This window comes from Xanthomonas sp. WHRI 10207 (genome assembly GCF_040202975.1).
Classification (GTDB): Bacteria; Pseudomonadota; Gammaproteobacteria; order Xanthomonadales; family Xanthomonadaceae; genus Xanthomonas.
Map to the genome: position 1 here is coordinate 869,927 of NZ_JBEGDX010000003.1, position 12,035 is coordinate 881,961.

General features: G+C 66.6%; 13 protein-coding genes. All 13 read left to right on the plus strand.

Features of this window, described 5'->3' with window-relative positions; translation table 11 throughout:
- Positions 1-122: 122 nt before the first annotated feature.
- The 13 genes from ABQU90_RS14115 to ABQU90_RS14175 all read left to right on the plus strand — a co-directional run bounded on the left by ABQU90_RS14115 (position 123) and on the right by ABQU90_RS14175 (position 12,027).
- The gene (locus ABQU90_RS14115) at positions 123-944 is read left to right on the plus strand and encodes a type II secretion system protein N (protein WP_323521567.1); all 822 of its coding nucleotides are present in this window, start codon (positions 123-125) and stop codon (positions 942-944) included.
- Complete coding sequence (gene gspD / locus ABQU90_RS14120) at positions 941-3,016, plus strand: type II secretion system secretin GspD (protein ID WP_323521568.1); 2,076 nt, start codon at positions 941-943, stop codon at positions 3,014-3,016. The genes ABQU90_RS14115 and gspD overlap by 4 nt, the downstream gene beginning before the upstream one ends.
- Before the next feature lie 4 nt (positions 3,017-3,020).
- The gene (gene gspE / locus ABQU90_RS14125; RefSeq protein ID WP_323521569.1) at positions 3,021-4,514 is read left to right on the plus strand and encodes a type II secretion system ATPase GspE; all 1,494 of its coding nucleotides are present in this window, start codon (positions 3,021-3,023) and stop codon (positions 4,512-4,514) included.
- Complete coding sequence (gspF, locus tag ABQU90_RS14130; RefSeq protein ID WP_323521570.1) at positions 4,501-5,700, plus strand: type II secretion system inner membrane protein GspF; 1,200 nt, start codon at positions 4,501-4,503, stop codon at positions 5,698-5,700. Before gspE ends, gspF begins: the two co-directional genes overlap by 14 nt.
- A 27-nt stretch (positions 5,701-5,727) precedes the next feature.
- Positions 5,728-6,192, plus strand: coding sequence for a type II secretion system major pseudopilin GspG (gspG, locus tag ABQU90_RS14135; protein WP_323521571.1), 465 nt, complete (start codon positions 5,728-5,730; stop codon positions 6,190-6,192).
- A gap of 66 nt (positions 6,193-6,258) precedes the next feature.
- Positions 6,259-6,702 (plus strand): GspH/FimT family pseudopilin, encoded by a 444-nt coding sequence (locus ABQU90_RS14140; protein WP_316690273.1) that lies wholly within the window; start codon positions 6,259-6,261, stop codon positions 6,700-6,702.
- Positions 6,686-7,063, plus strand: a complete 378-nt coding sequence (gene gspI / locus ABQU90_RS14145; protein ID WP_323521573.1) for a type II secretion system minor pseudopilin GspI — start codon at positions 6,686-6,688, stop codon at positions 7,061-7,063. Before ABQU90_RS14140 ends, gspI begins: the two co-directional genes overlap by 17 nt.
- Positions 7,060-7,662 (plus strand): type II secretion system minor pseudopilin GspJ, encoded by a 603-nt coding sequence (gene gspJ, locus ABQU90_RS14150; RefSeq protein ID WP_055850709.1) that lies wholly within the window; start codon positions 7,060-7,062, stop codon positions 7,660-7,662. Before gspI ends, gspJ begins: the two co-directional genes overlap by 4 nt.
- Positions 7,659-8,651 (plus strand): type II secretion system minor pseudopilin GspK, encoded by a 993-nt coding sequence (gspK, locus tag ABQU90_RS14155; RefSeq protein ID WP_323521575.1) that lies wholly within the window; start codon positions 7,659-7,661, stop codon positions 8,649-8,651. The genes gspJ and gspK overlap by 4 nt, the downstream gene beginning before the upstream one ends.
- Entirely contained in the window at positions 8,648-9,736 is a 1,089-nt protein-coding gene (gene gspL, locus ABQU90_RS14160; protein WP_323521577.1) for a type II secretion system protein GspL, read from the plus strand. The genes gspK and gspL overlap by 4 nt, the downstream gene beginning before the upstream one ends.
- Complete coding sequence (locus ABQU90_RS14165) at positions 9,733-10,191, plus strand: type II secretion system protein M (RefSeq protein WP_323521579.1); 459 nt, start codon at positions 9,733-9,735, stop codon at positions 10,189-10,191. The genes gspL and ABQU90_RS14165 overlap by 4 nt, the downstream gene beginning before the upstream one ends.
- A complete protein-coding gene (gspN, locus tag ABQU90_RS14170; protein ID WP_323521581.1) occupies positions 10,188-10,904 on the plus strand; it encodes a type II secretion system protein N in 717 nt (238 codons plus the stop codon). Before ABQU90_RS14165 ends, gspN begins: the two co-directional genes overlap by 4 nt.
- A gap of 400 nt (positions 10,905-11,304) precedes the next feature.
- Positions 11,305-12,027, plus strand: coding sequence for a GntR family transcriptional regulator (locus tag ABQU90_RS14175; RefSeq protein WP_181113212.1), 723 nt, complete (start codon positions 11,305-11,307; stop codon positions 12,025-12,027).
- Positions 12,028-12,035 lie beyond the last annotated feature (8 nt).

The following is a 12,035-nucleotide window of genomic DNA, read 5'->3' on the forward strand; positions in this document are numbered from 1 at the left end:
TGCTTCGCATAGCGGGCGTTTGCGTTTTGCCGCATGTCGGAGTGTGTCGGCTTGTGTCATCGATTTCTTCGAACTGACACATTGCTGCCGCATTCTGTCATCCGATCGCAATCCTGAGACGGATGTCCGCTTTGCACCGCGCCTTGCCCCCGTTGACCACCGTCATGTCGTCGCATGCCGCACGCACGGCACTGGTCTGTGCGCTGGTCGCGTTGCTGGCATTGCAAGGGCTGCGATTGCTGTGGTTGGTGATGACGCCGGTCGGTCCGGTGGGTCATGCACAGCCGAGCGCTGCCACGGCATTTGATCTGTCTGTATTACGCCGTGACGTGTTCTATCGCAGCGTTGCCGACAGCAATAGCAATAGCGACGGTGTGGTGCTGCACGGTGTGCGCGTGGGTGCTGCGCAGGCAGCGGCCTACCTGAGTCTTGGCGATGGCCGGCAAGGCGCCTACCGCATTGGCGATACGCTGATGCCCGGCGTGGTGTTGCAAGCGGTCGCTGCCGACCATGTGCTGTTGCGCACCGGCAGCGGCGTGCGCCGCCTGACACTGCGCGATGCGGCAGCGCCGGCGCTTGCAACAACGCCATCGTCAGCGAACACAGCGGCAGCAGGCAGCGCATCCGGCGTGATGTCCAACGTAGGCAATGCGACGGCAGCAGCAGGCGCAACCGCGGTCGACCCGCAACAGCTGCTTAGCAGCGCCGGGCTGCGCGCAAGCGCGGACGGCAGCGGTTTCACCATCATGCCGCGTGGCGATGGCGCGCTGTTGCGCCAGGCCGGGCTGGCAGCAGGCGATGTGCTGACCCAGATCAACGGCCGCACGCTCGATGCAGAACACCTGCGCGAGTTGCAGGACGAACTACGCGATGGCCAGGCGGCCACGCTGACCTATCGCCGCGACGGCCAGACCCACATCATGACCTTGAAGCGCCAGCAATGACCGCTGTTCGCCCCTTATGGCTGTTGTCGGCCACGTTGCTGTGCATGTGTGCCGTCGCACCGGTGGTGTCGCTACAGGCCGCCGATGCGCCTGCCGTACGGCTGCAGGACGTGGACCTGCGTGCCTTCATCCAGGATGTCTCGCGCGCTACCGGCATCACCTTCATCGTGGACACGCGCGTGCAGGGCACGGTGAACGTGGCGCGCGCGCAGGCGATGAGCGAAGCCGATCTGCTCGGCATGCTGCTGGCGGTGTTGCGCGCCAATGGTTTGATTGCGGTGTCCAGTGGTCCGTCGACGTATCGCATCATTCCCGACGACACCGCTGCGCAACAGCCGGGCAGTGCCGCCAGCGGCAACCTGGGTTTTGCCACGCAGGTGTTTACGCTGCAGCGCGTGGATGCGCGCAGCGCCGCAGAAATCCTCAAGCCGCTGATCGGGCGCGGCGGTGTGATCATGGCGCTGCCGCAGGGCAATAGCTTGTTGATTGCCGATTACGCGGACAATCTGCGGCGCATTCGCGGGCTGGTCGCGCAGATCGATACCGACCGTGCGGCCATCGACACGGTGACCTTGCGCAATAGTTCTGCGCAGGAGCTGGCACGCACATTGACCTCATTGTTCGGCCAGGCAGGCGAACGCAGCGCGGTGTTGTCGGTGTTGCCGGTGGACAGCAGCAATTCGTTGATCGTGCGTGGCGACCCGGCGCTGGTGCAGCGCGTGGTGCGCACCGCGATGGATCTGGACGGGCGCGCCGAGCGTCGCGGCGATGTCAGCGTGGTGCGGTTGCAACACGCCAGCGCCGAGCAGCTGTTGCCGGTGCTGCAACAGTTGGTCGGGCAGACGCCGGGCAATGAGGCGCAAGCCGGGCAGGACGCGCGCTCCACTGCCGTGGATGTGGCAGCCGCCGGCACCGCACAGACCCAGGTGATTGCGCCTGCCGCCGGCAAGCGCCCGGTAATCGTGCGCTACCCCGGCTCCAATGCCTTGATCATCAACGCCGACCCGGAAACCCAGCGCGCCTTGATGGATGTCATCCGCCAGCTGGACGTGCATCGCGAGCAGGTGCTGGTGGAGGCGATCGTGGTGGAGATTTCCGACACCGCGGCCAAGCGCTTGGGAGTGCAGCTGCTGCTGGCCGGCCGCAATGGCACCGTGCCGTTGATCGCCACGCAGTACAGCGGTGCAGCGCCGGGCATCGTGCCGCTTGCCGCCGCAGCGGCCGGTACGCGCAGCGGCAATGATGATGACGATTCGGTGCTGGAACAGGCGCGCAATGTGGCCGCGCAATCACTGCTGGGGTTGAGTGGCGGCCTGATTGGTCTGGCCGGGCAAAGCAACGATGCGGTGTTCGGCATGATCATCGATGCGGTCAAGAGCGATACCGGTTCCAATCTGTTGTCCACGCCGTCGATCATGACGTTGGACAACGAACAGGCGCGCATTCTGGTGGGCCAGGAAGTGCCGATCACCACCGGCGAAGTGCTGGGCGCGGCCAACGACAACCCGTTCCGCACCATCCAGCGCCAGGACGTGGGCGTGGAGCTGGAAGTGCGCCCGCAGATCAATACCGCCGGCGGCATTACGCTGGCGATCAAGCAGGAAGTCTCGGCCATTGCCGGGCCGGTGAGCGCGCAGTCGTCGGAGCTGGTCTTCAATAAACGCCAGATCGAAACGCGGGTGGTGGTGGAAAACGGCGCCATCGTCGCGCTCGGTGGGCTGCTGGATCAAAACGACCGCCAGACCGTGGAGAAGGTGCCGTTGCTGGGTGACGTGCCGGGCCTGGGCGCACTGTTCCGACACAAGTCGCGCAACCGCGACAAGACCAACCTGATGGTGTTCATTCGCCCCACCATCATCCGCGATGCCGCCGATGCGCAGCGCATGACTGCACCACGCTACAGCTATCTACGCGACCGCCAGCTGGCCGACGGCGACCCGGAAGCAGCGCTCGATGCCCTGGTACGCGACTACCTGCGCGCACAGCCGCCGCAGTTGCCGGCCGGGCCATCGCCGGTGGCGCCGGCACCTGCAGCCACGCCCGCACCCAGTGCACGCCCCGTGCAGCGCTGATGCCATGAGCACTGCGCACGCCAGCATTTCCTATGCGTTCGCCAAGCGCCATGGCGTGGTGCTGCTTGGCGCCGACGACATTGCACAGATCGGGCTGCGTGATGGTGCCGAGGTGCACGCCTTGATCGAGTTGCGTCGTGCGCTGGGCAGGCCGTTGCAGGTGCGCACGCTGGCACCGGCGGTGTTCGACCGGCATGTGTCGGAGATCTACGCCGATGCTGGCATGGAGCAGGGCGTGCAGGTCGAAGCGCTGGATCTGCATGGCAGCCTGGATGCATTGATCGACGATATTCCCACCGCCGATCTGCTCGACAGCCAGGACGATGCGCCGATCATCCGCTTGATCAACGGCATCATTGCCGAAGCCGCACGCCTGGGCGCGTCCGACGTGCATCTGGAATCCTACGAATCGCGACTGCGCGTGCGCCTGCGCGTGGATGGAGTGATGCGCGAAGCGGCTACGTTGCCCGGACGCATCGCACCGCTGCTGGTGTCGCGCGTCAAGGTGATGGCCCGCCTGGATATCGCCGAAAAGCGTGTCCCCCAGGACGGCCGGGTGTCGCTGGTGATGGGCGCAAAGGCGTTGGACGTACGCGTGTCCACCTTGCCCACGCGCAACAGCGAGCGCGTGGTGCTGCGTATCCTGGACAAGGAGCAGGGCAGCTTGTCGTTGACCCAGTTGGGGATGCCCGCGTCGGTGATGCACACCGTGCAGCGCGCATTGCAGGTACCCAACGGCATCGTGCTGGTGACCGGCCCCACCGGCTCGGGCAAAACCACCACCTTGTACGCCGCGTTGAGCCTGCTCAACGATGGTTCGCGCAATATCCTCACCGTCGAAGACCCGGTGGAATACGCCATCGATGGGGTCGGCCAGACCCAGGTCAACGCGCGCGTGGGTATGACCTTCGCCGCCGGCTTGCGCGCCATCCTGCGGCAGGACCCGGACGTGGTGATGATCGGCGAGATCCGCGATGCCGAGACCGCGCAGATCGCGGTGCAGGCCAGCCTCACCGGCCACCTGGTGCTGTCCACCGTGCACACCAACGATGCGGTGGGCGCGGTCACGCGCTTGCGCGACATGGGGATCGAACCGTTCCTGCTGGCATCGAGCCTGCGCCTGATTCTGGCGCAGCGGCTGGTGCGGCGGCTGTGTCCGCAATGCTGCACGCCGCGGCCACTGGATGCAGCCGCACGACACCTGCTTGCGATCAACGACGATGGCAGTGCAACCGTCTATGCAGCGGTGGGCTGCGCGGTGTGCCATCACAGCGGCTATGCAGGGCGCGTGGGCATTTACGAAGCCATTGCGGTGGACGATGCGCTGCGCCGCCTGATCGGCGACAACGCCGACGAAGATGCGCTGGCGGCAGTCGCGTTCGCACGCGCGCCGCGGTTGGGCGATGCCGCACGCGCAGCGGTGCTGCAAGGGCTCACCACGCTGGAAGAAGCCTTGCGCGTCACCCGCCAGCAGGACGATGCGCATGCCGCGGTTTGATTACACCGTGCTCGATCTGCAGGGGCGCAGCCGCCAGGGCGTGATCAGTGCCGACAGCGTTCACAGTGCGCGCGCGCAGCTGGAGCAGCGCCAATGGGTGCCGGTGCGCATCGCTGCCGCAGCAGCTGCATCGACCGCCGTGCAGACGGCACGCTTCAGCGGCAAGGATCTGGTGTTGTTCACGCGCCAGCTGTCGACACTGGTGGAAACCGCGCCGTTGGAAGAAGCCTTGCGCACCATCGGCACGCAATCCGAACGTCGCGGCGTGCGCCGCGTCACCAGCCAGACGCATGGCTTGGTGGTCGAAGGCTTTCGCCTATCCGATGCGATGGCACGCCAGGGCAAGGCATTTCCGCCGCTGTATCGCGCCATGGTGGCCGCAGGCGAAAGCGCTGGCGCGTTGCCGCAGGTGCTTGAGCGGTTAGCCGATCTGCTCGAGCGACAGGCGCAGGTGCGCAGCAAGCTGCAGTCCGCCTTGGTCTACCCGGCCGCGTTGGCGTTGACGGCCGGTGCGGTGGTGATCGTGTTGATGACCTTCGTCGTGCCGAAGGTGGTGGACCAGTTCGATTCGATGGGCCGCGCCTTGCCATGGCTGACGCGCGCGGTGATTGCGGTGTCGAACTTCCTGCTGCATGCCGGCATTCCGTTACTGGTTGCGCTGGTGATTGCGGTCATCGCCGCGCTGCGGTTGCTCAAACGCCCGGCGTTACGGCTGGCTGCGGATCGCGCACTCTTGCGCGCGCCCTTGCTTGGCCGGCTGCTCCGCGACCTGCACGCCGCGCGCATGGCGCGCACCTTGGCGATCATGGTCAACAGCGGCCTGCCGCTGATGGAAGGCCTGATGATCGCCGCACGCACGGTCGACAACCGCGCATTGCGGCTGGCCACCGACAGCATGGTCACCGCCATCCGCGAGGGCGGCAGCCTGGCCGCGGCGATGAAGCGCGCCGGCGTGTTTCCGCCCACGCTGCTGTACATGGCGTCCAGCGGGGAAAACAGCGGACGCCTGGCGCCGATGCTGGAACGCGCCGCCGATTATCTGGAGCGCGAGTTCGAATCCTTCACCACCGCGGCGATGAGCCTGCTGGAGCCGGCCATCATCGTGCTGCTCGGCGGCGTGGTGGCGGTGATCGTGCTGTCGATCCTGTTGCCCATCCTGCAATTCAACACCCTCGCGCTTGGCTGAGCGCGGCCGCTTTCTTCGGAGATCCACATGCAGTCCACCCAATGTCGTGCACTCGCCGGCTCGCCTGTCTCGCGCAGTGGCGTGCGTGGTTTCACCCTGGTCGAGTTGATGGTGGTGATCGTCATCATCGGCCTGCTGGCCACCGTGGTGATGATCAACGTGATGCCCAGCCAGGACCGCGCCATGGTCGAAAAGGCGCGCGCCGATGTCGCGGTGCTGGAGCAGGCACTGGAAACCTACCGCCTGGACAACCTGACCTATCCGACCACCGAGCAGGGCTTGCAGGCCTTGCTCAACCCGCCGAGCGGCCTGACCCGGCCGGAGCGCTATCGGCAGGGCGGCTACATCCGCCGGTTGCCTGAAGACCCGTGGGGCCACGCGTATCAGTACCGCCGCCCGGGCCGAAACGGCGGCTTCGACGTCTACTCGTCCGGTGCCGACGGCGCCGAAGGTGGCGATGCCGACAATGCCGACATCGGCAACTGGCGCTGAGGTGCCGCTGTGCTGACTGCGTCACCCAGCGAGCAATGCGCGTCGTTACGCAGCGCGCACGCACGCATGCGCGGCTTCACCCTGCTAGAGCTGCTGGCAGTGCTGGTGATTACTGCGCTTGCCAGCACCCTGGTGGTGATGACCTTGCCGGACACGCGTCAGGATCTGCACGATCAGGCGGACATGCTGGCCAGCGCGCTGGCCAATGCCCGCGATGAAGCGATCCTGAGCCTGCGCATGGTCGAGGTGACCATCGATGCGGGCGGTTATGCATTCCGTCGTCAGGCGCAGCAACGTTGGGTGGCACTGGACGACACGCCGTTCGCCGCCACGCGCTGGCCTGCCGGCGTGCAGGCGCAGTTTCCGGCTGGCGGCACCCAGCTGAGCGTTCGCTTCGACCCGACCGGTGCGGCCACGCCGCAACGCATCGCGCTGGCCGATGGGCAGCAACAGGTACAGGTGACGGTGGATGCCGCCGGTGTGGTGCAGGTCGATGCGCCGCATCGATAATCACCGCGCTTGTGGCGGATTTTCGCTGCTTGAGTTGATGGTCGCCTTGGCCATCTTCGGCATGGCCGTGGTCGGCTTGTTGAATCTGTCGGGCGAGAGCACGCGCACCGCGGTGGTGCTGGAAGAACGCATGTTGGCCGCGTTGGTTGCAGAGAATCAGGCGATCGAGGCGATGCTGGCGCCGGCCAACGCCGCAGTGGCGCCTGCGCAAGGCCAGGACACACTGGGCGGCCGTGGTTGGGACTGGCAACGCCAGGCGGTGCCGGCAAGTGCCGGCATGGTGCGTATCGAGGTGCGCGTGCGCGCCGCAGGACAAGTGCAGCAGATTGCCAGCCTGAGCATGTTGCGGAGCGTGCAATGAGCCATACGCGCCGCATGCAGGGCTTCACCTTGATCGAACTGCTGGTGGCGCTGGCGGTCTTCGCGCTGGTGGCCAGCGCCGCAGTGGTGGTGATGCGGCAAAGCATCGATCAGCGCGATGCGGTGCGTGCACGCCTGCAGCAGGTGCGCGATCTTCAACTGGCCCATGGCCTGCTGCGCAGCGATCTGCAACAGGCTGCGGTGCGCCGCACCCGCAACAGCGATGGCAGCGCCGCGCGCACTGCGTTCGTTGCGCGTGCGCCCGGAACGCAAGGGCCGTTGTTCGGCTTTGTTCGGCGTGGCTGGAGCAATCCGGATCAGGCGCCGCGTGCGTCGCTGCAATATGTCGAATACCGCATCGTCGATGGACGCCTGGAGCGCAGTGCGCGGCCGGCGCTGGATGGCGCGGCGGCCGGGGCGCCGCAAGTGCTGCTGCGCGGGGTGCGCTCGGCCGAGGTGGCGTTTCACTACCGCGCGCAGTGGAGCGATGGCTGGAGCGGCGGGCTGGAAGCACTGCCGGATGCGCTGTCGCTGGAACTGGATCTGGAACAATGGGGCCGCGTGCGTCAGCTGTTCCTGCTGCCGGAGGGACGCGCATGAAGACGCTGCAGGCGCCTGCGCAACAACGCGGCGTCGCGTTACTGACGGTGTTGTTGCTGGTGGCGGTGATGACGCTGCTGATGGTGGCGGTCTTGAACGACCTGCGCTTTGGCCTGCGCCGCAGCGGTAACGCAGAGGCGATGACGCAGGCGCAGTGGTATGCGCTGGGCAGCGAAACCGTCGCGCGGCAACGCTTGCAGGCGTTGGCCAAGCGCGACCCGTTGCGCACCACGCTGGAGGGCGGCTGGAACGATCAGCCGGTCACCTTCCCGTTGGACGATGGGATGGTGAGCGTGCGGCTGCGCGATCGCGGCGGCTGCTTCAACCTCAATAGCGTGGTGATGGGCGCACCCGAGCAATGGCAACGCAGCGACGATGGCGCTAACCAGTATCTGGCCTTGTTGGAAGCGTTGGGCATCGCGCCGCAACAGTCACAGGCGCTGACCGATGCGCTGGTGGACTGGATCGATAGCGATGCACAGCCGGGCGCGCAAGGTGCCGAAGACGACCGCTATCTGCAAGCGACGGTGCCGCTGCGCACCGGAGCGACCTTGTTGGCTGGCGTCAGCGAGCTGCGCGCCATCGCCGGTTATACGCCGGCGCTCGTCGCGCAGCTGCAGCCCTATGTGTGTGCACTGCCCGAAGGGCGGCTGTCGCCGATCAACATCAACACGCTGCGCGCCGACGATGCACCGGTGCTGGTGGCCTTGACCGAAGGCGCCGTGGAATTGCCGGCGGCACGCCGCATCATCGCCGCACGGCCGGTCGGCGGTTGGAGCGATGCAGCGGCGTTCTGGAAGCAACCTACACTGATGCAGGCGCAATTGCCCGACGCGGTGTTTCAGCAGATCGCATTACGCACGTCCTATTTTTCCCTCTACAGCCAGGTGGACCATGCCGGTGCGCAGATCCTGCTGGAGGCATTGCTGCAACAGGACCCTGCTGGCCGTGTGCGGCTGGTGGCACGCCAATGGAGCCCCGACGAATGAGTAGCACCCTGGTGTTGTTGCCGGCCGATGCCACAACGCAGCCCATCGCCGTGCGCGTGGATGCACACGGCCATGTGCTGGCACAGGACGCGTTGAATGAGCGCCCCGCGCAAACAACGCAGACGGTGCTGGTGGTGCCAGGCGTGGATGTGCATCTGCGCTGGATGGCCTTGCCTGGGCGCAGCGTCGCGCAATCGCTGGCTGCGGCGCGGCTGCAGCTGGCCGAGCATCTGGCGGGCGATGCGCAGGCGCTGCATGTGGTGATCGCCGACCACGCAGAGAGCGATGGCATGCGCTTGGTCGCCGCAGTGGATGCGTTGGTGATGCGACAGTGGCTAGACCGTGCAGCAGCCCTGGGTATCGTGCCCGATGCCGTGGTGCCCGACTGTCTGCTGCTGCCAGACGCGGCGGCGGATCAACCGCCGACGCTGCTGCACTGGGATGGCCGCTGGGTGGTGCGTGGTACACGCATCGCCTGCAGCCTGGAGCCGCAGCTTGCGCAGGTGCTGATCGCAGCACTCCCGGTCGCACCGGCACTGCCGCCGGATCCGGATCCAACGCACGCCATCGCGCAGTTTGCGCGGCATGCCGCCAGCGCGCCGATCAATCTGCGCCAGCAAGGCTTCGCCGCGCCAACGCGCCAGCGTGCACAGCTGAGCGCACGCACGCTTGCGTGGTTGCTTGCGCTGCTGGTGCTGTCGCCTGTGCTTCTGCTGGTGGCGCAGAGCCTGCGTTACGAGATCGGCGCGCAGCTCCTGCAGCGGCGCAGCGCACAGTTGATGGGCAAGAATGTCATGACGCCCGGTGCAGACACAGCCCGGCAAACCGCCGCCTCGCAGAATGCATTCGCACCGCAACTGGCCGCACTGTTCGCTGCAGTCGAAGCAGTGCCGGGAGCAGAACTGGACGCGCTCGCTTACCAGCAACAGGGTCCGCTGCGTGTCACCTTGCTACACAACGACGCCGCGCAACTGGAACACTTCTCCGCCCAGCTCAGTCGCGCCGGTTGGCAGGTGCGCGCAGGCGCAGGCCAGCCCCGCGACGACAGACTCGCCACCGCATTGGAACTGGAGCCGCCGCAATGAGCACGCTGCAACGCATGCCGGTGTGGTGGCAGACCCGCGCACCACGCGAGCGCCTCATGCTGTCGGTCATGATGGTCGCCATCGCTGCATTCATCGGCTGGTACGCGCTGCTGGTGCCGCTACGGCACTGGCGCAGCAGCGCGCAGGCACGCTATGACCATGCTGCGGAGGCGCTGCTCATTGCGCGTGCATCGCAAGCCGGCAGTACCGCGGCCGCCATTCCGCTGGCGCGCATTGCGCAAAGCGCGCGCGATGCGACTATCACCATCACCCACCAACAGCGCAGTCCTACGGGAACACTTGCCTTGCAGATCGACACCGTCACCAGCCCCGTCTTGTTCGCCTGGCTGGAACAGCTGCGCCAGCGCCACGGTCTGACGCCTTCGGCGCTTGAAATCAGCCGCCGCGACGGGCAACTGCAGGTGCGCTGCACGTTCTCGGGTATCGCGCTATGAGGGCAGTGCGTTGGTTGCTGCTGGGCAGCGTGTTGCTGGTCATCGGCGTCATCGCCACCTTGCCGCTGCGGTGGGTGCTGCCGATCGACACGCTGCCGTTTGCCGCGCTGGAAGCGCAGGGCTCGATCTGGAATGGCACCCTGCGTGGCGTGACCTGGACCAGCATGGACGTGGGCGATGTCGGTGTGCGTCTGCGTCCGCTGCCTTTGTTGCGCGGGCAACGCCAGGTGCAGCTACGCTCGGCCACCGCGCAGCTGGTGGCGCTGCAAGGCGCGCGGCAGGGTGTGCAGCAGGCCAACGGTCGCCTGTTGCTGCGCAAGCCGGGTGGGGTGGGCTTGCTGGACCTATCGATCGACCTGCGCGAGGTACATGCGGTTTTCGACGCCACACGCTGCACGCAGGCCGGCGGCGATGTCGCCGTGCAGGTGCTGCCTAACGCCGGTGGCGAAGCCGCCGGGCTGCTGCCGCTACGTCTGCGTGGCAGCCCGCGATGCATGGACGATGCGGTGGTGCTGGCACTGGCGCCCGATGGCGGCCTGCCCGAAGGCGTCAACCTCAGCGCCGAGCTGCGCCTGCAGCACGATGGCCGCTGGCAGTGGCGCACCCAGGTCGAGCCCGGCAACGACAGCGCGCTGCAGTTGGGCCTGCAACTGCTCGGCTTCGTCCAGACGCCGGAGCGTTGGCTGGTGCGTGTCGATCAGGGGCAGCTGTAGCGCAGATGCCTGACGCCTTTGCCGTTGGGCCGGGTTACTGCAGTTGGGCATGGCCCAATGCTTCGACCTGCGCAACGGAACTGGTCGGCTGCCGACCTCGGCACGGGCGAAATTGGTCTGATCTACCCGGCCACAGATCGGCCGGTCGCCACCGCGCCTTGCCAGGGCCGCTGCCGATAGGACGCCCCGTCCGATGCGCACCAGTCCTCGCTGCGCCGACATTCATCGTCCAATCCGCAGATACACCGGCAGGCCACCCCAACGCCCGCCAGACCAGTCCACTCGCGCCGACACAGCACAGGGCTGGTGCGTCGCCGTCGATTGGTACTATATTGGACCTATCGAATTCGGGCGGGCGGGACTAACGATGGTCAAGGCCAAGGCGGACGCCGACAAGCGACTGGACGACCTGCACCTGGACGCGTCCGCGCCAACCCCGCTGTATCTGCAGCTGGCCGGCAAGCTCACCGATGCCATCCGTGGCGGTCAGTGGAAGGCCGGCGAAGCGCTGCCGGCCGAGCGCCAGTTGTGCGAGCGCCTGCAGATCTCGCGGGTCACCCTGCGGCAGGCGGTCGATGTGCTGGTCGAACAAGGCCTGGTCTCGCGTCGCCAGGGGGCCGGCACCTTCGTCACCACCCAGATCCAGCACCAACTCAGTGGTCTGACCAGCTTCAGCGAAACGCTGCGCATCAAGGGCTATGAGCCCGGCACGCGCTGGCTGGAGCGGCGTCTGCGCCCGGCGCATGGCGAAGAAATCCTGCGGCTGGGCTTGTCGCCGGATGCGGCGGTGGCCTCGCTGACGCGCCTGCGCAGCGCCGACGACCGCGTCATGGCCTACGAGCATGCGGTGTTGCCGCAGCGTATCGTCGCCGACCCGCAGCAGGTGGGCGATTCGCTCTACAGCTATCTGGATGCGCAGGGCACCCCGGTGGTTCGCGCATTGCAGTACTTCCGCGCGATCAATCTGCCGGCGCGTCTGGCCGAACATCTGCGCATGAAAACCGGTGAGGCGATTTTGCACGTGGTGCGCGTGGGCTACACCCGCGACGGCAGCGCAATCGAATTGACCGATACCTATTGCCATAACGACTTCTACGACTTCGTCGCCGAACTGCGCCGCTGACGCCAACG

Coding starts and splice junctions, on each gene's coding strand:
- ABQU90_RS14165 (WP_323521579.1), top strand. CDS start 9,733: ATGAGCACGCTGCAACGCATGCCGGTGTGGTGGCAGACCCGCGCACCA.
- gspJ (WP_055850709.1), top strand. CDS start 7,060: ATGAGCCATACGCGCCGCATGCAGGGCTTCACCTTGATCGAACTGCTG.
- gspI (WP_323521573.1), top strand. CDS start 6,686: ATGCGCCGCATCGATAATCACCGCGCTTGTGGCGGATTTTCGCTGCTT.
- ABQU90_RS14140 (WP_316690273.1), top strand. CDS start 6,259: ATGCGCGGCTTCACCCTGCTAGAGCTGCTGGCAGTGCTGGTGATTACT.
- gspG (WP_323521571.1), top strand. CDS start 5,728: ATGCAGTCCACCCAATGTCGTGCACTCGCCGGCTCGCCTGTCTCGCGC.
- gspE (WP_323521569.1), top strand. CDS start 3,021: ATGAGCACTGCGCACGCCAGCATTTCCTATGCGTTCGCCAAGCGCCAT.
- gspK (WP_323521575.1), top strand. CDS start 7,659: ATGAAGACGCTGCAGGCGCCTGCGCAACAACGCGGCGTCGCGTTACTG.
- gspD (WP_323521568.1), top strand. CDS start 941: ATGACCGCTGTTCGCCCCTTATGGCTGTTGTCGGCCACGTTGCTGTGC.
- gspL (WP_323521577.1), top strand. CDS start 8,648: ATGAGTAGCACCCTGGTGTTGTTGCCGGCCGATGCCACAACGCAGCCC.
- gspF (WP_323521570.1), top strand. CDS start 4,501: ATGCCGCGGTTTGATTACACCGTGCTCGATCTGCAGGGGCGCAGCCGC.
- gspN (WP_323521581.1), top strand. CDS start 10,188: ATGAGGGCAGTGCGTTGGTTGCTGCTGGGCAGCGTGTTGCTGGTCATC.
- ABQU90_RS14115 (WP_323521567.1), top strand. CDS start 123: ATGTCCGCTTTGCACCGCGCCTTGCCCCCGTTGACCACCGTCATGTCG.